18 protein-coding genes and 1 pseudogene are annotated in these 25,916 nt (G+C 40.6%); 8 read left to right on the plus strand and 11 right to left on the minus strand.

What is annotated here, in order from left to right; translation table 11 throughout:
- Positions 1-224: 224 nt before the first annotated feature.
- Complete coding sequence (locus PL8927_RS00085; RefSeq protein ID WP_083616308.1) at positions 225-2,417, plus strand: alkaline phosphatase D family protein; 2,193 nt, start codon at positions 225-227, stop codon at positions 2,415-2,417.
- Here PL8927_RS00085 and PL8927_RS00090 read toward each other — a convergent pair.
- Together PL8927_RS00090 and PL8927_RS00095 are read right to left on the minus strand one after the other, a co-directional pair.
- Positions 2,393-4,450 (minus strand): diguanylate cyclase domain-containing protein, encoded by a 2,058-nt coding sequence (locus PL8927_RS00090; RefSeq protein ID WP_083616310.1) that lies wholly within the window; start codon positions 4,448-4,450, stop codon positions 2,393-2,395. The two genes, PL8927_RS00085 and PL8927_RS00090, sit on opposite strands and share 25 nt — an antisense overlap.
- 296 nt (positions 4,451-4,746) lie before the next feature.
- A complete protein-coding gene (locus PL8927_RS00095; protein WP_083616312.1) occupies positions 4,747-5,826 on the minus strand; it encodes a PIN/TRAM domain-containing protein in 1,080 nt (359 codons plus the stop codon).
- Positions 5,827-6,127: 301 nt separating this feature from the next.
- On the opposite strand from PL8927_RS00095, the gene hemW reads away from it, so the two are divergent.
- Together hemW and PL8927_RS00105 are read left to right on the plus strand one after the other, a co-directional pair.
- Entirely contained in the window at positions 6,128-7,396 is a 1,269-nt protein-coding gene (gene hemW / locus PL8927_RS00100) for a radical SAM family heme chaperone HemW (RefSeq protein WP_083616314.1), read from the plus strand.
- Between the two features lie 62 nt (positions 7,397-7,458).
- The gene (locus tag PL8927_RS00105; RefSeq protein ID WP_083616317.1) at positions 7,459-8,781 is read left to right on the plus strand and encodes an aromatic ring-hydroxylating dioxygenase subunit alpha; all 1,323 of its coding nucleotides are present in this window, start codon (positions 7,459-7,461) and stop codon (positions 8,779-8,781) included.
- A gap of 91 nt (positions 8,782-8,872) precedes the next feature.
- Here the strand turns inward: PL8927_RS00105 and purF are convergent, their stop codons facing one another.
- Together purF and purL are read right to left on the minus strand one after the other, a co-directional pair.
- Positions 8,873-10,351 carry an amidophosphoribosyltransferase gene (purF, locus tag PL8927_RS00110; RefSeq protein ID WP_083616319.1) on the minus strand — a complete coding sequence of 493 codons (1,479 nt, stop codon included), beginning with the start codon at positions 10,349-10,351 and terminating at the stop codon, positions 8,873-8,875.
- Between the two features lie 170 nt (positions 10,352-10,521).
- The gene (gene purL, locus PL8927_RS00115) at positions 10,522-12,876 is read right to left on the minus strand and encodes a phosphoribosylformylglycinamidine synthase subunit PurL (RefSeq protein WP_083616321.1); all 2,355 of its coding nucleotides are present in this window, start codon (positions 12,874-12,876) and stop codon (positions 10,522-10,524) included.
- 239 nt (positions 12,877-13,115) lie between these two features.
- Between purL and tadA the strand changes: the two genes are divergently transcribed.
- Entirely contained in the window at positions 13,116-13,613 is a 498-nt protein-coding gene (gene tadA, locus PL8927_RS00120; protein WP_231505864.1) for a tRNA adenosine(34) deaminase TadA, read from the plus strand.
- 76 nt (positions 13,614-13,689) lie between these two features.
- On the opposite strand, the gene PL8927_RS00125 is transcribed toward tadA, so the two are convergent.
- The gene (locus PL8927_RS00125; RefSeq protein ID WP_331281786.1) at positions 13,690-14,826 is read right to left on the minus strand and encodes an RNA-guided endonuclease InsQ/TnpB family protein; all 1,137 of its coding nucleotides are present in this window, start codon (positions 14,824-14,826) and stop codon (positions 13,690-13,692) included.
- Between the two features lie 22 nt (positions 14,827-14,848).
- Positions 14,849-14,893: pseudogene (locus tag PL8927_RS29070) on the minus strand (helix-turn-helix domain-containing protein); the annotation flags it as partial.
- Between the two features lie 150 nt (positions 14,894-15,043).
- On the opposite strand from PL8927_RS29070, the gene PL8927_RS00130 reads away from it, so the two are divergent.
- Both PL8927_RS00130 and PL8927_RS00135 read left to right on the plus strand, forming a co-directional pair.
- Positions 15,044-15,769 carry a lysophospholipid acyltransferase family protein gene (locus tag PL8927_RS00130; RefSeq protein WP_083616323.1) on the plus strand — a complete coding sequence of 242 codons (726 nt, stop codon included), beginning with the start codon at positions 15,044-15,046 and terminating at the stop codon, positions 15,767-15,769.
- A 48-nt stretch (positions 15,770-15,817) separates the two neighbouring features.
- On the plus strand, positions 15,818-16,258 hold the full coding sequence (locus tag PL8927_RS00135; protein ID WP_083616325.1) for a hypothetical protein: 441 nt from the start codon (positions 15,818-15,820) through the stop codon (positions 16,256-16,258).
- A 95-nt stretch (positions 16,259-16,353) separates the two neighbouring features.
- On the opposite strand, the gene PL8927_RS00140 is transcribed toward PL8927_RS00135, so the two are convergent.
- Positions 16,354-16,548: a hypothetical protein gene (locus PL8927_RS00140; protein WP_083616327.1), complete on the minus strand. Its 195-nt coding sequence runs from the start codon at positions 16,546-16,548 to the stop codon at positions 16,354-16,356.
- 460 nt (positions 16,549-17,008) lie between these two features.
- Here PL8927_RS00140 and PL8927_RS00145 point away from each other — a divergent pair, with 460 nt between their 5' ends.
- Positions 17,009-19,717: a TIGR03960 family B12-binding radical SAM protein gene (locus PL8927_RS00145; RefSeq protein WP_083616329.1), complete on the plus strand. Its 2,709-nt coding sequence runs from the start codon at positions 17,009-17,011 to the stop codon at positions 19,715-19,717.
- Positions 19,718-20,764: 1,047 nt separating this feature from the next.
- The gene (locus PL8927_RS00150) at positions 20,765-23,020 is read left to right on the plus strand and encodes an Rne/Rng family ribonuclease (RefSeq protein WP_083616331.1); all 2,256 of its coding nucleotides are present in this window, start codon (positions 20,765-20,767) and stop codon (positions 23,018-23,020) included.
- A gap of 107 nt (positions 23,021-23,127) precedes the next feature.
- Here the strand turns inward: PL8927_RS00150 and PL8927_RS00155 are convergent, their stop codons facing one another.
- From PL8927_RS00155 to petJ, 4 genes are all read right to left on the minus strand, one after another.
- On the minus strand, positions 23,128-23,616 hold the full coding sequence (locus PL8927_RS00155) for a hypothetical protein (protein ID WP_231505865.1): 489 nt from the start codon (positions 23,614-23,616) through the stop codon (positions 23,128-23,130).
- Between the two features lie 190 nt (positions 23,617-23,806).
- Positions 23,807-24,652, minus strand: a complete 846-nt coding sequence (locus tag PL8927_RS00160) for a M56 family metallopeptidase (protein WP_083616333.1) — start codon at positions 24,650-24,652, stop codon at positions 23,807-23,809.
- A complete protein-coding gene (locus PL8927_RS00165) occupies positions 24,652-25,074 on the minus strand; it encodes a BlaI/MecI/CopY family transcriptional regulator (RefSeq protein ID WP_083616335.1) in 423 nt (140 codons plus the stop codon). The genes PL8927_RS00160 and PL8927_RS00165 overlap by 1 nt, the downstream gene beginning before the upstream one ends.
- Positions 25,075-25,244: 170 nt before the next feature.
- On the minus strand, positions 25,245-25,580 hold the full coding sequence (gene petJ, locus PL8927_RS00170; protein ID WP_083616337.1) for a cytochrome c6 PetJ: 336 nt from the start codon (positions 25,578-25,580) through the stop codon (positions 25,245-25,247).
- Between the last annotated feature and the right edge of the window lie 336 nt (positions 25,581-25,916).

The following is a 25,916-nucleotide window of genomic DNA, read 5'->3' on the forward strand; positions in this document are numbered from 1 at the left end:
AACTTAAGCCGAAAACCCGTGATTACAGCCGAGATCAGATCCCCCTAAATCCCCCTTAAAAAGGGGGACTTTGAACTCTAATTCCCCCCTTTCCAAGGGGGGGTAGGGGGGATCTAGAACTAGAAAAAAATCAACGAACTTTCGGTTTTCTAGCTTACTTTTAGCATTAAGTTGACACTAATGGGATAAAACCCGTCCCTACAGTTAGAAATTAAATTGCGCTTATGTTAGAAGCCAATGGTTTATTTAATGAATCCTTTTATTTAGCTCAAAACCCTGATGTAGCGGCTGCTGTTGCCTCTGGGGTGATTGTTAATGGATTTCAACACTTTATCGAGTCGGGTCAATTTCAGGTTCGTCAACCCAGTCCCCTCTATGATGAATCCTATTATTTAAGTACAAATCCTGACGTTGCCCAAGCTGTCAATAGTGGAGCTTTTGCCAGTGGCTTTCAACATTATATTAATATCGGACAGTTTGAAAATCGCAACCCCAGCGTTTTATTTGATAGCACCTATTATTTAAACGAAAATCCTGATGTTGCTCCAGAAGTTGCCCAAGGAAATATTACCGGAATTGAGCATTTTGTTGAATTCGGACAATTTGAAAATCGAAATCCTACACCCCTATTTAATACTAGCTATTATTTAGCTCAAAATCCTGATGCGGCGGCTGCGGTGGCTCAGGATGAACTCACGGGAATTCAACATTATATTGATATTGGAGCCGCCCAAAATCGTAGGTTTACCCCCTTTATTGAACCGGAGGGTTCTAGTTTACCTAACCGAGTCGCAACGGGTGATACAACCCCAAATTCAACGGTATTTTGGACGCGCAGTTCGGCGGCGGGGCCTGTTACTTTAGAATATGCGAATAATCTGAGTTTTATTAATCCTCTGGGAGTGCTTAATACTATTGTAACAGATATTACCCAACCTGTTAAATTAGAAGCCAATAATTTAAGCCCGAATACTCAATATTTTTATCGATTTACGAATGCAGAAGGGGTGTCATCTGTGGGAAATTTTCGGACTCCGGCAACAATTGAAACCCAAAAGGGTTTAAGATTTGGAGCAACGGCAGACGGACAAGGGGAATTAATGCCTTATGTCTCTGTTAATAACGTTCCTGAACGCAATTTAGACTTTTTTGTGCAAGTCGGAAATACAATTTCTGCCGATACGATTTCCCCCGATTTACCGGATGTTCAACAAGCAACAACTCCCCTAGATTTTAGCACTAAATATAATGAGATTGTTTCCTCTCGTTTAGATCTCAATCCTTGGGCAAATCTACAAGCTTCAACAACATTATATGGCACTTGGGATGATCAAAATTTAATTTCAAATTTTGCTGGAGGTGAAATTCCCGCTTTATCTCCTCAACAATTCTATTTTGGAACTGAGGGAGAATTTATTAATGATACGGATCAATTTAATATTGGTTTAGATGCTTGGAAAAACTATAATCCTGTGGGAAATCAAGTGTATGGAGAAACCGGAGATCCTCGCACAGCTAATCAAGAAAAACTCTATCGATTTCAACCCTTTGGTCAGGATGGAGCCTTATTTGTTTTAGATGCGCGTTCCTTTAGAGATGCACCCTTAACTCAAGTTCCTGACCCGGCTTTAGACAGTCAAATTAATCAGTTTTTAGCTTCCTCTTTTGACCCAAATCGGACATTATTAGGGGAAGTTCAGTTACAGGATTTAAAGACAAATTTATTAGATGCACAAAACGCTGGAGTTACTTGGAAGTTTGTTTTTTCTCCGGTTCCCATTCAGAATTTAGGGTTATATAATTCGGCTGATCGTTGGGAAGGATATGCAGCCGAACGCACGAATTTATTACAATTTATTGACCAAAATAATATTGAAAATGTGATCTTTGTATCGGGAGGTGCAGGGGGAACAATTGTGAATGAATTAACCTATCAATTGAATTTTGATCAACCTCAAATTCCTACCGATGCGATTGAAATTACTGTTGGGCCGATCGGAAATCAGTTTAAACTGGGTGAAGAATTTATCCCTGCAACATTGGGGTCAGAACTGATAAACTTTAGTTCTATTGATACAATTACTCAGGATACGAAAGATTTTTATCAAAGTTTAGATACGGCTTCGGCTCAAGATCAATTAGTACAAAATATTATTAATAATCAACTGAATCAATTCGGGTATGATCCTATTGGTTTAGATGAAACCAAAGTCAATGCTGAATTAATTAAAGGGTCTTATTTTGCAGTGCATAATTTTGGTTGGACTGAATTTGTTGTAGATCCCCAAACTCAGCAGTTACAAGTCAACGTTTATGGAATTGAACCTTATACGGAAACGGATGTCCAACAAATTCCTGCTAATATTATTAATCGTCAGCCAGAGGTGATTAGTCAGTTTGTGGTGAATTCAGTTTGATAAAAAATTGCTCGATTTCGTCCTTTGGCTTTGGCTTCATAAAGAGCGTCATCTGCCTTTTTAATTAACAGATCAAAATTAGTATCAGGAAGGGGAATACAAGTGGTTATTCCTTGACTTAAGGTCACATAACGATGGGGTGAATTCGGATGAATTATTTTCACTTGCGCTAATTCTTCTTGAATAAATTCAGCTACGGTGAGGGCTCCAAATTGGTCTGTATTCGGTAAAATTATAGCAAATTCTTCTCCCCCATAACGAGCGACTAAATCCGCCGGACGTTTGGCTAATTTTGCTAAAATGTTAGCCAGTTGTTTGAGACATTCATCTCCTTGTAAATGTCCATAATTATCATTATAAAGCTTAAAAAAATCCACATCACATAAAATTAAGGATAAGGGCAATTTTTCTCGTGCTAACCGTTTCCACTCCGTCAATAAATAGGTGTCAAAATAACGACGATTAGCAACTTGAGTTAAGCCATCAACCATAGCAAGGCGGTGTAATTCGTGATTGGCTTCTTCGAGTTGGTGATAGAGTTGAGATTGTTGAATAGCAATGCTGACTTGAGAAGCTAAAGACAGAATAATATTGACTTCTGATTGTTGCCAATTTCGTTGATGGCTACATTGATGAACAATTAACAATCCCCATAAAATATTTTCTTTTAAAAGGGGAACAATTAACTTAGATTTAATTCCTAAAGTTTGTAAATAGTTGACTAAACAAGGAACTAATATATCTTGAGTAATATCAGGAATAATCCGAGGATAACCTTGACAATATCGTTGATAATACTCTTGGGGAAAATCATATTCTACGAAAGTTTCATTTAAAACTGAAGGCCAACCTGGATTTAGGGATTCGATAACAACTGTACTGGTTTTATTACCCGAAAATCGTAAACATAAAACCCGATCGCAATTTAATAACTCTCTAATTTCATCAACAGTTGTTTGCAGGATTTCATCTAAATTTAGACTTTGGCGAATTTTTGTTGTAATTTTTTGGGTTAACCGTTCTCTTTTAATTTGTTGTTTAATCGCCAATTCAGCTTTTTTTCGTTCCGTAATATCCTGTCCAATTCCAATTTGCATTCCATTAGATAAACGAATATTTGCCCAAGCTGTATCTAAAAGTTCTCCCTGTCGGGTAAGGGTTTTTAGATCTTTCCATTCACCCGTTGGACTTAACATAAAATCGATGACTTGCTGATGATAATCAGGATCAGGATAACAAGCATCAAGAAGATTCATCTGTTGAATTTCAGTAATAGACCATCCTAAAACTTGTTCTAATTCTCGATTAATAAATTCGATTTCTCCCTGAGAATTATAAAACGCTAACATAATGGGAATATGATCAATGATCATTTGTAAAATTTCTGTTTTTCGCTGCAATTCTGCTTGAGCGGTGACTAATTCTGTAATATCGGTATGAGTACCAATCATCCGAATTACACGTCCTTGATCATCTTTACAATGAATGGCACGACTGAGGATATAAACCGTTGACCCATTTTTATGATGAAATCGTTGTGTCGTTAAAAATCGATCAACTCGTCCACTGTTGTAGTCCTCGATTAGTTGTAAAGCTGCGATCCGATCTTCCTCAAAAATAACTTGTTCCCAGGAGGATAAAAGATTCGGTAATTCTTCATCCTCATACCCAATCATTTCTTTCCAACCTGGGGAAAAATGAATCTCTCCTGTGACAAAATCCCAATCCCAAAATCCATCATTAGACGCTGTAATTGCGAGTTCAAATCGTTCTTTCACCCGTTGTAGTTCTTGTTCAACCTGTTGACGCTCTGTAATATCTTGGTTAACAACCATTCCTCCTATAATTTCCCCCGTTTCATTTGGCGTTTCTACATTTTTCTGATCCTGTTCATAAGTTCGTACAATCTGTTCTAAATCTTGCCGTTTTTGTCTTTCCTGTTGCAGTTGTATTTCTAATTGTTGTACTTGAATCCTTAGCTGTTCACACAAACTTTCTTTGCTATAAGGACAACATCTAATTTCTTCCGCCATGAATCCTCCCTTAATTTCGTTGTATTGATTCGTTTGTGATAACGTAATAACATATAATTTTCCCTCTATTATGATATGTAAACCTGAAAAAATTTATCTAAATCTCAGCCTAAAATGCCTTCAAAATCACCTCTAGGATACTTGATCGCAACGCACATACCCTCTAATATAACAATTTACAAAGCAGTTAACCGATTAATCTGACCCCAAAAAGCTAAAAACCCAGTTTCTATATGATTCTGTCTGCTATTGAGACAGCTTATAGAAACCGAGTTTTTAACTAACTGATCTGAAATTCAAGCTAAAACGGAATGTTCAGGACGGGCAAAAATCATCCGACCTGCGGAAGTTTGTAGAGAACTGGTGACAATTACTCGCACCTGATCCCCAACATATTCACTGCCATCTTCGACAACAACCATTGTGCCATCATCTAAATAACCAATACCCTGAGAGGGTTCTTTCCCTTCTTTTCTAATTTTTAACTCAATAATATCCCCCGGTAAATAGGACGGACGAATGGCTTGAGCCAAATCATTAATATTCAGAACCGGAACTTGCTGTACCGTTGCTACTTTTGATAAATTGTAATCATTAGTTAACAGTATTCCGTTAATCTCTTGAGCAAATCGGACTAATTTTGCATCCACCGTTTGGGGATCTTCATAATCCGCCGGATGAATTGAAATCCGATCAGGATATTCGTCTCGCAAGCGGTTAAGAATATCTAATCCTCGCCGTCCTCGCACTCGTTTTTGATCATTGGCGGCATCGGCAACTAATTGCAACTCCTGCAAAATAAACTGAGGAACTAAAATTTGACCTTCAATAAAACCCGTTGCTAACAAACTTTCAATGCGTCCATCAATAATACAACTGGTATCAATGACTTTTGCATAAGCAGGTTTTAGGGTTCCTTCTGCCAACAACATCGATTCTAAACTGTTGGGATTAATAATCCTTAAAAATGCTCGTCCGTGAGTATCTGCTAAATTAACCCCAGTAAATCCAAACATGACACTGCATAACACCGCAAACAAAGGTTTTATAAACCCAACTTCACGCGGAATCGGCAGTAAAAATAAAGGCGCTAACATTAAATTAGCCACTAATAATCCAATCACTAAACCAATCGCACGAGTGATTAAGACATCCAGTGGCATCTGACGAATTTGTTCTTCCAGACGGCGATAGGTGGTTTGTACGACTAAACCGATTACGCCTCCAATTAAGGCTGTAAATGCACCTGTAACCGATCGCAGTCCTTCGATATTCGTGACTTGATCGAGTACAGGTTTCGGAAGCAGTTCAATGCCGTAGAAGCCCGTTCCAGCACCAGCTATTATGAATAAAATAATAATGATTGCATCTAACATGATTTTAAGCCGATGGAAGTGGGTTGGAAATCCGGTTAAGGATGTTCGCAGGTTTGCGTACTATTATATCTTCTGTCGGAAACCCGATCTGTATTTAACTGTTAGGGAAAACCGACCGCATTAATCCTCTGTATACCCCTAGTGGGGATCACGAACCCATAGAGATCTGTGTAAATTCCCTATACTCAGTCCTCTGTACAGGATTGATGGGTTCAGAGTTTACTCTGACTTACTTCATCCTCACCCCCTAAATCCTTTACAAATAATTTAGAATTTCAGATATAAATGTTTACAAAATCTTATGAGTGATTCTTCTGTTGCTGGCAAATTTCAGTCTCCCTCCTCTTGTCAATATTTAGAACCGCCTAAATCGGCCTATTTACATATTCCTTTCTGTCGCCGTCGTTGTTTTTACTGTGATTTTGCTGTTTCTGTTGTGGGCGATCGCAAACACGGTGATAATTCTACGATGATTCAAGACTATGTTACCGTGTTATGTCAGGAAATAGCCCAAGAATTAGTTTTCTCCGATTCTTCCCCTTTAAAGACTGTTTTCTTCGGGGGGGGAACTCCTTCATTATTATCGGTTGATCAGTTACACCGCATTTTAAATACGGTTGATCAACAATTGGGTATTGCTCAGGATGCAGAAATTTCAATGGAAGTAGACCCCGGAACTTTTGACCGAGAAAAATTACAAGGTTTTCTCGATTTGGGGGTTAATCGAGTCAGTCTAGGGGTGCAAGTTTTTCAAGATAAACTATTACAATTAGCTGGGCGATCGCATACTGTTGACGAAATTTTTTCAGCGATTAATATTATTGAACAAGTGGGAATTCAAAACTGGAGTTTAGATTTAATTTCCGGTTTACCTGAACAAACTCTAAAAGATTGGGAACATTCTTTAAAAACCCTCTTAAAAATTAACCCTAATCATGTTTCAATTTATGATTTAATTGTTGAAGATAAAACGCCTTTTTCTCGATATTATACGCCGGGTGAATCTCCACTACCCTCGGAAGAAACCACCATCCAAATGTATCGTTTAGCTCAAAAATTATTAACACAAGCAGGATACGAACATTATGAAATTTCAAACTATGCTAAACCAGGGTTTCAATGTCAACATAATTTAGTCTATTGGAAAAAACAACCCTATTATGGGTTTGGCATGGGTGCGGCGAGTTATCTTCAGGGTTATCGCTTAACCCGACCTCGAAAACGACAAGAATATTATGCTTGGGTTAAGGGGGATTATCCATACAATATTGCTGAATTTGTCGATACAACTCACGAACAATTATTAGAAACCTTAATGTTAGGATTTCGGTTAGCAGAAGGCATCAATTTAGAAGCATTATCCCAACAATTTGGAACAGAAACCCTACACAATATTATAACATTATTAATGCCTTTTTATCAACAAGGGTTAGTTCAATTTTTAGATAGTAATCAGAACTTGATTCAACCTAACTTCAATCAAGGGTTAATTCGATTAACTGATCCCGATGGTTTCTTAATATCCAATCAAATTCTATCAACGGTATTCGCCGGGTTAAGCGAACTGTAACTGAGATTCTATCCTATTCCCAATTCCCTGCTATATTATTGAAAGTCTCTGGAGAAAACGACATGACACAACCAGAATTTAACTTTTTTCAACACTGGTATCCTCTGGCTTTGCTTGCCGATCTTGACCCTAAATACCCAAAATCGATTACCCTATTGGGAATACGTTTAGTGATTTGGAAACCCCAAGGACAACAAAATTATCAAGTCTTTTTAGATGAATGTCCCCATCGTTTAGCCCCCTTAAGTGAAGGCAGAATAGATGAAAAAACCGGAAATTTAATGTGTAGTTATCACGGTTGGGAATTTAATTCTCAAGGAGTTTGTAGCCGCATTCCTCAAGCCGAAAACCCCGAATTAGTTAAAGATAAATTTTGTGTTCAAGTCTTTCCCACCCGTGAACAACAGGAAATCTTATGGGTTTGGGCTGACCCTTTATCAGCAGAATTAGCAGCAAAAACTTCCCTACCTTTATCCCCTAAAATTAAGACCGAAAACGGATTTGTTTGGAGTCGCTATTTTCGAGATTTAGAATATGATTGGTTAACATTAGTTGAAAATATTGCTGATCCGAGTCACGTTCCTGTTGCTCATCATGGTTTACAGGGAAGACGGGAAAATGCCCGATCTGTTCCTTTGGAAGTGGTAGAATCAACCTTGAATTTAATAGAAGTCAAAACCCCAGGATATCTTAGCAGTATTCAATTTGAACCGCCTTGTCGTTTAGAATATGAGATTGCTTTTCCTACGGGTAAAAAAATGCAAATTCTGGTTTATTGTATTCCCGTATTACCCGGAAAATCACGAGCAATTGGTTTATTTGCTCAAAACTTTGCTAAAAGTTTACATCGCATTACCCCGCTATGGTGGGAACATATTATGCTGCGAAATTTAGTTTTTGATAGCGATATGATTTTACTCCATCAACAGGAACGTTTCTTACAACAAAATCATCCTGAAAAAACCTGGAAAACTGCTTATAAAATGCCAACCACTGCGGATCGTTTAATTATTGAATTCCGTAAATGGTTTGATCGCTATTGTCAGGGACAATTACCTTGGAAACAGCTTAATATTCCTGTTCCTGAATATTTCCCGTTTAATGATAACCGTCAACAACTCCTCGATACCTATCACCAACATACCCAACATTGTAGTAGTTGCCGTAAGGCTTTGAAAACTATTCAACGGTTACAATTAGGGTTATTAATTTACTTCTTATTAACAGTTTCCAGCGTCGCGTTAATGTCAGATTCCGTCCGGTCATACTGGGGTATTCCCTTAATTGCGATCGCCCTTTTTGGATTAGGCATTTATGGGGGGTTAAAATATTATTTAGAACCCAAATTTTATTTCGTGGATTATATTCACGCCGACAAAAAGTAGGATAAATTTTTCCCGATCAAAACATCCTGAAAAAACAGCCCATCAAAACCCTATCTTGAATAGAATTTTGATGGGGGAAGCTCATCCTACTTTAAACCGTTACCGATTTTTCTAATATTAATTTAGAGCGCTTTACCTTTTCAGGAATATCAATTGGATAATTCCCCGTAAAACACGCCGAACAGAAAGTATTAGGATCTTCCCCTGTCGCTGTTAACATTCCTTCCCAACTCAAATAAGCTAAACTATCAACCTCAATTTGTTGGCGAATTTCCTCAATTGATTTCGTCGCCGCAATCAATTGTTCCTGACTATCGGTATCAATTCCATAGAAACAAGGATGGGTTACTGGGGGAGAAGAAATTCTCATGTGAACTTCTTTTGCACCCGCATCCCGCAACGCTTTAACAATTTTGCGACTCGTAGTTCCTCGGACAATCGAATCATCCACAATAATAACCCGTTTACCTTCTAATACATCCTTTAACGGGTTTAACTTCATGCGAATTCCCGACTCCCGCATACTTTGGGTCGGTTGAATAAACGTCCGTCCCACATAACGATTTTTAATTAATCCCTCAGCAAAAGGAATTTTAGACTGTTGAGAAAATCCAATCGCCGCCGGAATTCCAGAGTCAGGAACTCCGATGACAATATCCGCATCAATAAAGGATTCTCTCGCTAAAATTCGGCCGATTTCTAATCGATAACTATAGAGACTTTCGCCACACATCACACTATCAGGACGGGCGAAATAAATCATCTCAAATACACATAATTTCCGAGCAGGTTTCGGACTCCAGTGAAAAGATGACATCCCTTCTTCTGTGATCCAAACCAGTTCCCCCGGTTCCACATCCCGCAGATATTCCGCCCCCATAATATCTAATCCACAGGTTTCGGAGGCTAAAACATACCGTTGCGGACTTGTAGGTAAGATCCCAATCACTAACGGCCGAATTCCATTGGGGTCACGCACTCCCATCAATCCTTTAGGGGTACCAATCACTAAACTATAAGCCCCCTGGCACTGAGTAAAAGCACTTAATGCCCCTTCTAACCAGTCTTTGCCATTATTGATTTCTGAAGCGATCGCTAAAGCAATCATTTCACTATCGGTTGTGGTTAGAAAATCAAATTCACGCTTGATTAATTCTTCTCGCAATTCGCCAGTATTGACTAAATTGCCATTATGTGCTAGGGCGAGAGAACCCAGACGAGTTGAGACGACCGCAGGTTGAGCATTCACCACCCGACTTGATCCGGTGGTGGAATAGCGGGTATGACCCACCGCAATATGACCCATTAAGCTGTTTAAAACAGTTTCATTGAAGACTTGGGAGACTAATCCCATACCTTTATGCAGATGCACCTTGTCGCCTTCAAAGGTGGCAATTCCGGCGGATTCTTGGCCTCGGTGTTGCAGCGCATACAGACCAAAATAAGCTAGTTTTGCGACATCCTCGCCCGGAGCATAAACCCCAAAAACGCCACAGGCTTCTTCCGGTTTATCAGGTCGTTGATCATCAACCTGGGCAGAGTGGGTATCAAGGGAATCATTTGGAATCATGTTACGGTTTGGCTCCTGATTGGCAAAGTCAGTTGGTGGGAACGATATAACGCTACAGGATTATAGAGGTAGAATGACTAAAAAGTTAATATTCTCTTAATCTTGTCCCTCTTTACTGTAGCTTATTTGACACAGATCAGGAAATGGTTCATCTGTTGACGGTTGACTGATTACTGAATTACTGATAACCGTCGTTCAATGGCGTTTTCATAGCGATCGCTCATTTCTGTCAGCTTAAGCTCAATTAAACCCTGATCATCAGCCAAAATTTGTAACGGTTCATACCCCGAACCCACCTCACCCAAGTTTTGCCAGATGTCGTTTTCTGCTCCTAACTGTTGTTGTAGATAGGTTTCCCAAACGGATTGGTTTTCAGGATTAACAGAAACCAAAATCCGCCCTCCACCTTCTGCAAACAGAATATTATCCCAACGCACAGAAGCAGTAGAACTTAAACTCAGCTTAACCGTTGCGCCTTTTTGGCTACTCATACAACATTCTGCCAAAGCCACCGCTAACCCTCCTTCTGCACAATCATGGGCCGATTGAATCCACCCTTGACGAATACCTTCTCGACAAGCGGCTTGGACTTTTTGTTCTAACTCAAAATCGACTCTGGGCGGCTTCCCTGCAATGGTTTTATGTACCACCGCCAGATATTCAGAAGCACCTAACGTGGGTAAAGTTTTGTCATCCCCCAAAAGATAGATTAAATCCCCCGAATGTTGCCAACCTTGGCCACAAATTTTGGTTAAATCCGTAATTAATCCCACCATTCCCACCACCGGAGTCGGATAAATAGATTCAGGATTTCCCTCTGCATCAAGGGTTTCATTGTAAAGCGACACATTCCCCCCGGTAACAGGAGTATTAAAGGCTTTACAGCCATCGGAAATTCCTCGACACGCTTCCGCTAACTGCCAATATCCAATGGGTTTTTCCGGGCTCCCAAAATTCAAGTTATCCGTCACTGCAATCGGTTCAGCGCCCACGCAGCTTAAATTCCTTGCAGCTTCGGCTACCGTTGCTTTCGCTCCTTCGTAGGGGTCAAGATACACATACCGAGAATTACAGTCTACCGTTGCGGCTAATCCCTTATTAACTGACCCTTGAAAATTCGGAACAGGTTCCAATGGCCTTAAGCGAATTACTGCTGCATCTCCACCCCCAGGAACTAAAACCGTATTATTCTGAACTTGATGATCATATTGACGATAAACCCAGCGTTTAGAAGCAATAGAAGGGGTATCTAATAAGGTTAATAAAACCTGATTCCACGATTGAAATTCTCCGTTAATTTCCAGTCCTGATATTGTAGATTCAGGTAAAGATTCCGGTGTCCATTGCCATGCTGTTTGAGCATATTCTGGGGGTTTCGATAAGATTTCTCGCGGATATAAGGGTGTATTTTCTGCTAAAGCATCTGCCGGAATTTCCGCCGCAATTCCCCCTTTAAATAAAATTCTCACCATCGGTTCTGCAATTACTGTTCCCGCCACAACCGCTTGCAGTCCCCAACGATGGAAAATATCAATTAACTCCTGTTCCCGCCCTTTTTGAGCGACAAATAACATCCGTTCTTGAGATTCCGATAACAGATATTCATAGGGAACCATTCCCGTTTCTCGCACCGGAATTAAGTCTAAATCGAGTTCAATTCCGACTCCACCTTTTGCCGCCATTTCTGACGTTGAGCAGGTAATTCCTGCGGCTCCCATATCTTGGGCTGCAACCACCGCCCCGGTTTTAAACGCTTCTAAACACGCTTCAACTAAAGACTTTTCTAAAAACGGATCTCCCACTTGTACTGCGGGGCGATCTTGGATCGATTCTTCGCTTAATTCAGCACTGGCAAAACTCGCGCCCCCCATGCCATCTCGCCCGGTTGTTGAACCTACATATAAGACTGGATTTCCAATTCCTGAAGCTCCTGATTTAACAATTTCTGGGGTTTCCATTAACCCAATTGCCATCGCATTAACTAGGGGATTTCCGTTATAAGCCGGATCAAAATAAACCTCTCCCCCAACAGTCGGAACCCCGAAACAATTCCCGTAATTACTGATACCAGAAACCACGCCTTTAAAGATTTGTCGATTTCTGGAATCTTCTAAGGAGCCAAACCGTAAAGAATTTAACGCAGCAATAGGACGCGCCCCCATTGTAAAGATATCTCTTAATATTCCTCCAACTCCTGTTGCAGCACCTTGGAAAGGTTCAATAGCTGAAGGGTGATTATGGGATTCGATTTTAAACGCAATATGGAGTCCATCTCCAAAGTCTACAACTCCGGCATTTTCTCCGGGGCCAACTAAGATTCGATCTCCGGTGGTCGGAAATTGTTTGAGCAGGGGACGAGAATTTTTATAACAACAGTGTTCACTCCACATCACGCCAAACATCCCCAATTCTGCTTGATTGGGGTGTCGTCCTAAGCGTCGGACTATTTCTTCATATTCTTCGGGTTTAATGCCTTCAGAGGCGATTTCTTCAGCAGAAAAGGGACAATTGGTTTCGGTAGACATGGGTTAAGCGATCGCACTTTGCAGACAGCATTATTTATTCTATAGCAAGGAACAGGTTAATATAGAAGTTCGCGGTAATATCTTTATATCAGCTTTAGTTTAACCACAAAGACACCAAGACACAAAGGAATTGTAAAGGCAAACCTGCTGATTGTTATAGCTAAGATTTAAACCTCATTATATTAACCCATCTTTTGATTAATTATCCCATAGGATAGATTTCAATACCCCTAATCTGTATGTCCCATAATTACCTCATGACCTTCCCCCAAATTAACAATTATTCTATTCATCAATATTGGATGAATCAAGCGTTAGAATTAGCACAACAAGCGGGAGAAGCGGGAGAAGTTCCTGTTGGAGCGATTATTATTAATCAGAATAATCAATTAATTGCCCAAGCTCAAAACCGCAAAGAACGAGATTTTGATCCAACGGCTCATGCTGAAATATTAGCGCTAAGACAAGCGGGAAAACTATTAAAAAATTGGCATTTAAACACCTGTACGCTCTACGTTACCCTCGAACCCTGTCCCATGTGTACCGGAGCAATTTTGCAAGCGCGTTTAGGGTTACTGGTTTATGGCGCAGATGATCCCAAAACGGGTACTATTCGCACCGTTGCGAACCTTCCTGATAGTGCTTGCTCCTTTCATCGGTTATCGGTTTTAGGGGGAATTTTAGAATCTTCCTGTCGTCAACAGTTACAAACTTGGTTTGCTCAAAAACGAAGTTAATAGACAATGGAAAAACTGTCCTGATCACGATGGATAAACCCTTTTAAACTTTTTAATGTGAACTACCTACACCGCCCTAATCGGGTCGGTGCAGGATCAGCGAATTCACAGACCGATGCCCTTTCACCTTGCGGTTATCCGGTCTTACACAGCCTCCATCGGCAAAAACGGGGTTCCCTCCGCCTTCAGTTAATATCCTGATTCCTTCATTCCTGATGTTGAGTGCAGCGTTTTCGTCACGATCATGGTGAGCATGACAATTTGGACAATCCCATTCTCTGATATCCAGAGATAATTCATCTAGGATATAACCGCAACTCGAACAAGTTTTGGAACTAGGGAAAAAGCGATCAATTTCTACAAGTTCGCCGTTTTTTTGCTTCAACTTGTAATCAATAAAATTGACAAATTTTCCCCAACCCACATCAGATATTGCTTTTGATAGCTTGCGGTTTTTAACCATCCCCTTGACGTTGAGGTTTTCAACGACAATCACTTGGCTTTCGTTCACCAATTTTCTTGATAATTTATGCAAGAAATCTTGGCGGGAGTTGGCGATTTTCTCATGAACCTTAGCGATGATTTTTCGGAATTTCTCTCTCGCAGAACTTCCTTGAGTTTTTCGAGAGAGTTTTTTCTGTTTTCGAGCTAGATTCTTGTGGTGACGGTTTAAATGTTTGGGATTGGCATATTTAGTTGCGCTATCTCCGTCATGAACAATTGCAAACTCTTTTAACCCCAGATCAATCCCAATAACTTGATCTCCTGATTCCTTAACTCCACTTAACTCTGTTTCACATAAGATAGAAGCAAAGTATTTATTACTCGAAGTCTTAGAAATTGTTACCGTTTTAATTTTCCCTGTAATCTCTCGGTGAAATATTGCTTTAATTTCACCAATCTTAGGGACTTTTAGGCATTCACCGTTAACGGTAACACTTTGGGGATACTGAATTGATTGCTTGTGATGTTTAGATTTAAAATTGGGAAATTTAGCTCGTCCCTCAAAAAAATTTTTGTAGGCTCTATCTAAGTTTATAGCTACACATTGAAGAACCGATGAGTAGCAATCTTCTTTCAGCCAAGGATATTCTTTTTTGAGTTGAGGGAGCATTCCTTTATAAGATGCTAATTTTAAACTTTTGCCAGTTTCTTGATAGTGCTGAATACAGGTATTTAAGGCATAATTCCTTTTGCGATCTTGCACAGCCATAAGATTTAGCCAATGCTAATTCCTGTTCGGGTGTTGGATAGAGTCTAACCTTTGTAGCCTTCAGCACTTTAAATCACCTCCTTTTTTTTAATTATCACCAATTATTGAACATTCTAGTCCCTGACTGCAATTCATCCCACGACCTCATCGGGTCAGTCGTGGGGCTTCTTGCGGAAGAAGCTAAAGTTAAGAGGTTTATTTAATCCAGAAAACCGTTATGCTCATCCTTGACTCTAATCAATCTTCGACCGTAATGCCTATCCCTGCGAAGGAAACACAGGTTAATTCTCATGTTTCCCCCTGGTTAGCTTCCCTGGTTTACCCCTTGGGACGATATCTGATTTTACCCTTCTATTTCAAGACCTTAGAAGTGATTGGCCAAGAAAACCTTCCCCAACAGGGCCCTGTTATTTTAGCACCGACCCATCGTTCTCGTTGGGATGCGTTGATTGTTCCCTTTGCGACAGGTCGCCATGTCACGGGACGGGACTTAAGGTTTATGGTGACAGTCGATGAAATGCAAGGAATACAAGAGTGGTTTATTCGTCGTTTAGGGGGGTTCGCCGTAGATCAAAAACATCCCACTATTGCCACCCTGCGTCATGGGGTAGAATTACTACATCAAGGGGAAATGTTAGTCATTTTTCCAGAAGGAAATATTTTTCAGGATCATCAAGTTCACCCCCTCAAAATTGGACTGGCTCGTTTAGCTCTACAAGCAGAGACTAGCTATGCTAATTTAGGTTTAGGGATTAAAATTGTACCGATTTCTATACATTATGATCCGATCATCCCCCAACGGGGCGCTGATGTTAAAGTTAGGATCGGTTCTGCCTTATCTGTTCCTGATTATTGTCAAGGTTCAGTTAAAAAGAATGCTCAACCTCTGATCCAAGATTTAGAATTAGCACTGAAGAAAATTGATCAGTCTGAACCGTTATAATCAGGATTAAGAGTAAGCAATATCTTGATTTGGATTAAATAACTACGGATGAACTCTAGCTTGAATTTCCAGCCCGGTCAGATTGTTGGGTTAAATCATCTTAACTGCTGTTTATATGCAGAAGTCATTCAAGTTGTCGAATTTCGGGCGGTATGTTGGGTACGGCCCTTAATGTTAATTGAAGGGTTATCCGATGATGAACTGGGCAATTATTCCGATTTTTCTGTCACTCCAGAACCGTTTATTTTGTATGATTTACGCCAAAGTCCTGATTTAATTTGGCCAATTCAGTTATTTAGAGCCGCTTTAGATACGGAGGTCATTCCCTTTTTACCGCAGTTAGAGTCCCCAGAAATCAATGCTCCTGAAATTAAACCCGCTAATGGGCGTTCGGCTCACCAACAATTGCGAGAGTTTATTCGTCAAGTTTGGCAAGCTTATCCTAATATTTTTCGCTCTGTCGCCAGTCCTGAAGTAGATGCTTATTGATTTAATTAACAGAAGGCTACTTTCAACGATTACCGTTGATTAAAGATAAAAAACTATTTTGTTTTTGAATATCGAAATCTTAAAAATTGAATCCCTTAATGGCTAGAAATCAAGCGAATACGACCCGCATCCATTTCTTCCATTAACAATTCTAATGCTTCATAATCAACATCTGAAATATAACCCAGTCGGGTTAATTCTGTGTTAATTGCATTTTCAATTTCTGGGGTCAGACATTTGAAATAGAGGGCTTTTTCAACGAGTTTACGAATCATATTACTTGCGGACATGGTAAGTACAGACAACTCAGATACCTTTATTGTCTTATGAATTTCGTGATCTGATGGTGATCGAGTCCTTTTTTGTTGAGTGATCCTTATCACTTAAGGGATGGGAACTTTAATAACATTAATTCCGTCACCCGTCAATCTAACTTAGGGTATACTTTTCAGTGTTTTTGGCTACATTCTTACCTACTATTGAAAAGGTGGCCGAAAAAATAAATCTATATTGGGGCGATTTCGGTTTAAAATATTTACTTATACTTACGGATATTAATTGATGTATTAATTGTTACTATTATCTAAAATAGGACTCTTGTATTTTAGCCTACTCCCCTGATTAAATCAGTCAAATAACAACTCTTACTGAAAAAAATAATATCCTGATCAGAGTAACATTTTTACAACCCCTACACGGATTGCTATACAATAATCAGAGAGCAAAATTCAATCTTAGGCGAGGTTAACTTTGGCAGTCGCAGTAGAACAACTGATCACACCGGAAATTAACCAACCTGCACGTTATTTGGGTCAGGAGTTAGGCGCGAAACGCAAACCTTGGGAGTCCGCCCTCGTGCGTTGGTCATTAACTTATCCTGAAGTTTACGAGGTGGGAGTTTCTAATTTAGGCCATGTTATTCTCTACAATATTTTAAACACTCAACCTCGGCAATTGTGCGATCGCGCCTATCTCCCGGCGCCGGATTTTGCTCAAAAATTACGCGATACCCAAACGCCTTTATTTGCTGTTGAGTCCCGTCGTTTTTTAATTGATTTTGATATCTTAGGATTTAGCCTCAGCTACGAATTAGGGGCAACAAATATCCTAGAAATGTTAGATTTAGCGGCAATTCCCTTAACTTGGAAAGACCGACAAAATTATTCGGTTTGGGTTAATGAAAAAGATTCTACTCAACTCCATTATCCGTTAATTTTTGCCGGAGGACAAACGGCGACTTCTAACCCCGAACCCTACGCCGATTTTTTTGATTTTATTGCGTTAGGAGATGGAGAAGAATTATTACCCGAAATTGGATTAATATTAGAAGAAGGCAAGAAAAACAACTTAAATCGAGAAGCCTTATTACTAGATTTAGCACAAATTCCAGGGGTTTATGTTCCCCAATTTTATCAGATGGCAGAAGATGGTTCTGTTCATCCCCAACGCCCTGATATTCCTGCTAAAATTTTAAGACGGGTTGCTGCCCCAATGCCCGCCTATTCGATTAAATTTGTGCCTTATGTACAAACCGTTCATGATCGATTAGTAATTGAAGTTAGACGGGGTTGTACAAGGGGATGTCGCTTTTGTCAACCGGGAATGTTAACCCGTCCGGCGCGAGATGTGGAACCGGAAGAGGTGATTCATACTGTTGAAAAAGGCATGAAAGAAACGGGTTATAATGAATTTTCCTTATTATCTTTGAGTTGTTCTGATTATTTATCTTTACCCTCGGTGGGAATGGAAATTAAAAACCGCCTCAAAGATTATAATGTTAGTTTGGCTTTACCCAGTCAACGAGTAGATCGCTTTGATGAAAATATTGCTAATATTATTGGGGGAACGCGACAAAGTGGGTTAACTTTTGCCCCGGAAGCGGGAACTCAACGAATGCGAGATATTATTAATAAAGGGTTAACTAATGAGGAATTATTAAAGGGAGTTAAAACTGCCTTTGAACAAGGTTGGGATAAAATTAAACTCTATTTTATGATTGGTTTACCGGGAGAAACCGATGCGGATGTATTAGGAATTGCGGAAACTGTTGCTTGGTTACAACGGGAATGTTCGGCTCAAGATCGCAGAAAATTAAACTTTAATTTAACCATTTCTAACTTTACCCCTAAACCTCATACTCCGTTTCAATGGCATTCAGTTTCAACCTCCGAATTTCAACGCAAACAAAAGTTATTAAGACAGGAATTTCACCGGATGAGAGGGGTAAAGGCTAACTTTACTGATGTTAGAATATCGGCAATGGAGGATTTTGTGGGTAGAGGCGATCGCCGTTTAGGAGCAGTGGTGCGTAGAGCTTGGGAACTCGGCGCTGGAATGGACTCCTGGTGGGAAAGTTTAGATCGGGCTTTTGGCGCTTGGACACAGGCGATCGAAGAAGCGGGTTTGAGTTGGAAATATCGTCAAGTTGAAAGCGGGGAATGGAATTTAATTAAGATAGGGAACAGGGAACAGGGAACAGGGAACAGGGAACAACAGGATTATGAACTATTATTAGATCAACCTTTACCTTGGGATCATATTAATAGTGGGATTGATAAAAATTGGTTGAAAGCTGATTTAAAACGGGCTTTAGAAGCTGCTACTGTGCCTGATTGTTCCTTTGAAAGTTGTTCCCATTGTGGCGTTTGTGGGACGGATTTTGGTCATAATATTGTGATCAAATCACCTCCCATTCCTAAATTTTCTGGGGAATTTATTCCTAATGTTCAAAAAGTCCAACGTTTAAGGGTTTGGTTTGGTAAATTAGGCGATATGGCTTTAGTCGGGCATTTGGATTTATTAAAATTATTAGATCGGGCGATTCGTCGAGCTTCTATTCCTCTAGCATTTACGGCTGGATATCGCCCCAGCCCGCGAATTTCTATTGCTTATGCTTTACCATTAGGGGCAACCAGTAGCGGAGAAATCGCTGATTTTGAATTAACAGAATCGATGGATTTAGAGGAATTTAAGCAAAAATTAGCTACAGGTTTACCCGAAACTATTCCTCTGTATCAGATCCAAGAAGTTCCTGTAGAATCCTCTTCTCTAACCGATGCTGTTACTCAAGCCGAATATCATTTAACCGTTAGTTGGAGAGGAGAAGAAAACACAATACCTGAATGGTTAAAATGGGTAAATGCGGTAAAAGCCAGATCAGAAATTTTATGGGAGAAAACCACAAAATCAGGGAATAAAAAATTAATCAATTTACGAGAACAATTGTTTGAACTTGATGTCATATCCTTAGAAGGGACAGTGTTGCGTTATGTCGGGAGTTGTCTCAATGATGGGACACAACTGCGACCGGAACATATTATTGAGATGTTAGAGCAAGTCACTCAGCAAGAGTTTCAATTGCTACACATCCATCGCCAGAAGCTTTTAACACCCTCCGAACCTACTTCTCCCTCTGAGGATAATTTGCATTTTATCCAGTGTTATAATACAATTCCATAAGCTAAGTTTTTTGGCGTAGGGGGCGGGTTCGCCCAGATCTAAGTCATAAACCGACAATATTGCTAAAAACGCTCGTACTCAGCTAGGGTTGTCAGAATCAAAAATTGCAGGTTCGCTGACGCTAAAATATACTCAATCAAGAACGTTCACCGAACAAAAGCTACTGCTATACCTCAACGCTGAGGCAGGAGTAGATGGAAGGGTTATTAGCCTACGCCAAAGTCACCTTGATGGCTGACGAGAGTTTTGACATTCCACTACCTGAAGGCGAGTGGATTCCGGGTTCAAACGAGTCCACTTAACACAAGACAGGTAACTGTTTTGTGCCAGAGTAAGAATCAAGGTTTTAGAAAAGTCGGGCTTGAGAACCCAACCCTGCTCTTAGGAGTAACGTAACTGTCCCTGGGGCAGTTGAGATATCCAGAAACCTTAATGTCGCTGAAAATTAGGGAAAAAAGTAGCGAAGTCCCGTGGGGGAAGATTCGCGCTCTTTGATCGGACTAGGGGGAAGCTTCTTCCAAAGTTAAGCCTGTAGAGGATCGTAACCTTTGATTGGAATACCCAGTCAAGATGCTCTGAACACAGGAAGCAATCGGATCAATATCTAAAATTGTCCTAGGGTTGCATAGCTAAAATTAGAGGGATTTCCTTTACAAGGTAGCATCCTAATTTTTGCCAAAATTTGACAATAAAACTTTGTCTGGTGTATGTCTTGATACCAGAACGAAACAAACCCACGTCAATGGACAGGTTAAAGTCCATAAAGGTGAGTTGGGAAGGGAGAGATATCATCTAGCTTGGACTGTGCGATCTAAGCTGTACTCTCTAAAATATTAGGAAGTTGGATGTTAGATTTAGCTTTTGTTAACCGTTGATTCTGAACAATCAAAACCTGATTCCCTCCTACCTCTTGCCTCTGGCTTGGTGTTTTCGGTGTCTTCGATGATAGGCTTTCATTTCGCGTTAATGGATTTATTAATCACGTCAATATTATTAGGTACACGCAACGTAGGTGCCGACCATATTGCTAAGTTTTGAGGGAATTGAATGTCAAAGCAAATTATTATCGCAGAACAGCAACGGATCGCGGCTGTGTTTTCAGAAGATCAAATTCAAGAACTGGTTGTAGCAACTGGAAATCACCAAGTCAGCGATATTTATCTGGGTATCGTTGAAAATGTCCTACCAGGGATTGATGCGGCATTTGTGAATATTGGAGACCCTGATCGCAATGGATTTATCCATGTTTCCGACTTGGGGCCACTCCGATTAAAACGGACATCCGGTTCGATCACCGAATTATTAACTCCCCAGCAAAAAGTGCTGGTGCAGGTGATGAAGGAACCCACTGGAACAAAAGGCCCTAGATTAACGGGAAATGTTTCCTTACCAGGGCGGTATTTGGTCTTAATGCCCTATGGCAGGGGGGTGAATTTATCGCGACGGATTCGTTCAGAAACGGAACGAAACCGTTTGAGGGCCTTAGCCATTTTAATCAAACCCGCCGGAATGGGGTTATTAGTCCGTACAGAAGCCGAGGGTATGGCCGAAGATGCCATTTTAGAAGACTTAGAAACTCTGCAAAAACAATGGGAATCGGTTCAACAAGAAGCCCAATCTTCCCGTCCTCCGGCCTTATTAAATCGAGATAATGACTTTATTCAACGGGTGCTGCGGGATATGTACAGCACCGAAGTGAATCGGATTGTGGTGGATAATAGCCCAGCCGTGAAGCGGGTTAAACAACATTTAATGAACTGGAGTGTGGGCAAAGCCCCTCAAGGGGTCTTAATTGACCACCACCGCGAACGAATTCCGATTTTAGAGTATTTCCGAGTCAATGCGGCAATTCGAGAAGCTTTAAGACCCAGAGTAGATTTACCATCGGGCGGTTATATTATCATTGAACCGACGGAAGCCTTAACGGTAATTGATGTTAACTCTGGCTCCTTTACCCGTTCGGCGACGTCACGCGAAACGGTGTTATGGACGAATTGTGAAGCCGCCACCGAAATCGCCCGTCAATTGAGGTTACGCAATATCGCTGGGGTGATTATTGTGGACTTCATCGATATGGATTCCCGACGGGATCAATTACAAGTCTTAGAACATTTTAATAAAGTTCTCAAAGCTGATAAAGCCCGACCCCAAATTGCTCAATTATCAGAATTAGGGTTAGTGGAATTAACCCGCAAACGTCAAGGCCAAAATATTTATGAATTGTTTGGGCGAACTTGTTCCACCTGTGGCGGTTTAGGTCATATCGTTCAGTTACCTGGAGAAATTGAACCCGATATCGGAGAGTCCCCAGAACGAGTTGTATTGACAACCAATCGCATTGTCACGCCGTCCAGTAGTAGTGAATCTTCAGAACGACCCAGTTTACGACCTCAAGTTCCCGCTTATGAACCCGTAGCTTCACGCGAAGAATCAGAGGTCGTTGAATTTGATGCGTCTAATAATTTCCAAGAGTTAGAACTGCTCAACCATCCCAGTTATCAGGATATTGGCACCAGTAATGCTCGTCGCCGTCGTCGTCGAATTCGGGATATGGATTCGTTAACACGAGATGAAGAATCTCCCCGGACGGGACTGCGGATGTCTCCTCCGGTTCCGTTTGGGGAACCTCGTTCTGATATCGGATTCAGTGAAGGGTTCGCAGCACGAGCCGGATTCAGCGAACGTAGCCGTCCGACGAAATCCGAAATTATTAAACCTCCGGTGGAACCCCCAGAAGTGGTTTCGGTGGAAATGACTCCAGAAGAACAGGAAGTTTATGCGTTGATGGGGATTTCTCCGTTGATGTTATCCCATCAACAGATAAAAAGTCCTCGGTCTGTGATTGTTACGGTTCGCTCTCCGGGGGAACCTCCGGTATCTCCTACAACCCTGATGGATGAAGATTTGGATGAACAGGAAACTCCTCTAATTGCGATTGGGGTTCCTGAGCGGACGATTTCTGAACGCTCAATTTCCGAGCGAATTATTCCTGAGCGGACGATTTCTGAACGCTCAATTTCTGAGCGGATTATTCCTGAGCGGACGATTTCTGAACGCTCAATTTCTGAGCGAATTATTCCTGAGCGGACGATTTCTGAACGCTCAATTTCTGAGCGAATTATTCTGGAACGAGAAATCCCAGAAATCCCAGAAATTGAAGAACCCGAATCCCCATCAGAATTTTTTCTATCGGAAACTGACAGTATGGAATTATCAGAAGACTCCTCTGACTCAGATCATGAACCGGGTGAACCGATTATCCGTCGTCGTCGTCGGCGGTCTTCTGCTATCTCAGAAGAGTGATTAAAAACAGGTGTTAATGGTTGACTGTGTACAGACGCGCCATGGCACGTCTCTACTGACTGTTGACTGTTAACTCCTGTTTCTGGTGAAAGTTGGGAAGAAAAAAGTTATTTAGGAACCTCAATCATTTCTGTATCTCCAATTTCTTGATCCTGAACCATCAGCATTTCATGACTATTTCCGGTTAAACCTACGCGAATTTCATGGCGTCCTGGTGGTAATTCAGGGAGATAATACCAATTCCCATAAATTCGGGTGACTTTCTTGCCATTAATATATAAATGAACGTGTCCTTCCTGATGGGAACCCATTGCTTGATTGACGTTTTCAGGTGTTAATTTAAAATCCGTTAATTTTAACTCTAAATTCCATCCTTGACGCGCATCAGGATGAACGATTAAATCTACCTTTGGAATCGGTTGACCGGGAGGAATCGTTACCATTTTGTGATCTGCGGAGGAGGGATGGTGTTGTTGTTCATGGGCTTGAACAGACGATAAACCCAATCCCGTAAAACCACTAAAAACCGTCCCCAATAGCAGAAAAAACCCAACTTTTGTGCTTTGGTTTTTGATAAAATTAAATTGCCAGTTCATAAAATCAAAACCCAATAAAGAAATAGTTTTTCAGATTATCTGGTTTTGATTTTTCGCCCTGATGTTATTCTTGTCAAAAGACAACTTGTAAAACTTATAGAATTAGCCAGAACAGTTAGAAAATAGACTGATTCTCATCTGTTCCCTGTTCCCTGTTCCCTGTTCCCTGTTCCCTGTTCCCTTTCCCTACTTAAGAATAATGAAAGGGTACTGTAACCCAAGGTAAACAAACACAGAATAGTAACATCCATCGCCACCATCCCCAAGTTAAAGCATCAGAATCTCCGATTAAAATGGCATCAATTCTTTCTCCTAAACGACTACTCCGAATCGAACAACTAAAGGATAAATTGCAATAATCGGGAGATTTAAACGGGGCTTTAGCAAGATATAATAGAGATTCTGCTAATATTAATGGATCAACTTGTTGGGTTGCATAACGATCCGCCCGCATTTCCCGCAATAATAGTAATTCTTGCCATAATTTCTCTGTATTGGGCAGCCAAACTGTTAACATTTGTAGCCAACCCAACGCAAAAAACCAAAAAGTATCTCGATAGTTTAAATGGGCTTGTTCATGGGCAATAACGGCTTCTAAATGAATATCATCTAAGGTTTTTAATAATCCTCGACTGACCACTAATTCCGGTTGCCAAAATCCCACTTGAGCACTGTAGGGAAAATCATCCTCTAAAATTCGGGCGGTTTTTCCCATGACCATCTGTTGAGACAGCGTATAAATTCGCTGTTGAGACTGCCATAATTGCGTTAGCAACTGAACTCCTGTAAACAGTCCCCAACCGACAACCCCCAAAGCCAGCAAATAACTAAACCAACTCGCTTGGAGTCCCAACATTTTCCCCTTAGCTCCCATAGACAAAACCGCCAAGGCTGTCATCAGCAACACCAAAGGGGGACAAACAAACAAAAATAGAGCTTTTTGCCAGCGTTGATGCCAACTTCCCCCTTCGGGTAACGGCATCATTCGTAAAGCCACAGCACTCAAAAGCGCGAATAGAAGAATCATGAAGTGCATTATTGTTGTCCCTCCCGTTGACGACGAATCACATCCAGCCGTGAGGCAATAGCATCAATTTGCTCTAAACTTGCTGTATCCAAACTATCAGCAAAAGAAGCTACTAGATCAGGATTACCAATGGCTAAAAATCGATTTAAACGATCATACGCCAAAATTGCCTGCCCCTGTTCACGGGTGACTGCGGGTTGCCAATAAAAAGCCCGTTCTTGTTTATTGCAAGTTAACCAACCTTTTTCTGTCAAACGCCGCAAGACCGTTGTTACTGAAGTATAAGCTAATTCTCGATTAGGGTCAGCTAAAATTCGTTCATGGACGTCTTTAACCGTTGCTACGCCTAATTCCCAAACAATCTCTAGGATTTCACTTTCTAAAGGGCCGAGGGAAAGTTGCCGAGGACGATAATTAGGCAAAGGAGCCATAAGGAATAGAAAAGAAGAGGACTAATCCGTTAGTGTAGTGGATGATTTGAACAGAAATCAAGTCTTGAGGATTTTTAGACTAGGAGACGTAAAAAACAGAACATCTCAAACTCTAATTAATGAGAGGATTTGAGATGTTTAATTTTAGGCAAATAGGGGATTAATTGATATTACTTTTTCCAATCCTGATCTGTTTGAGCTAACACATAAGCCGCAACATCATCAATTTGGTCTGGTTTTAAACGGCCCAAGAAACTCGGCATTGCAGCTTTCCCTTTGGTGACTTGGGCTGTGATTGCCTCAAGACTATACATCCCATATTTTTCCAGATCTGCTTTTTTTAAGCTTTTCGTAGCATTGACTAGATTTTTTCCACCCGCATGACAAGAGGCACAATTTGCCGAAAATACTTTAGCCCCATTTGCTAAATCGGCGGCGAAGGCATTCGGGACAAAACTCAAAACGGCCACTACCATGATTAACAAGGCTGAGATTAACTTTTTCATTAATGTTCTCCTCTTAGGAAATTGAATCAATCCTTCTATCGTGCAAAAGGGATTTACCCTTGTCAAAAGACAGGCTGTCAAACTTACAAATTTTACTTCATAATTAATTAATAAAAATAAGACCTAAAAAGTAGTAGGGAATTTAAGGGGAGCATGGGGGTCAACTTAACGCTAAAAGTAGGCGATCAAACCAGAATTTCCTTGATCTGATCTCAAGTCAATGATCCCCCCTAGCCCTGCTTGAAAAGGGGGGAACAGGAGATCAAAGTCCCCCTTTTTAAGGGGGATTTAGGGGGATCTGATCTCGGCTGTAATCACGGGTTTTCGGCTTAAGTT

It is taken from the genome of Planktothrix serta PCC 8927 (assembly GCF_900010725.2).
Lineage (GTDB): Bacteria > Cyanobacteriota > Cyanobacteriia > Cyanobacteriales > Microcoleaceae > Planktothrix > Planktothrix serta.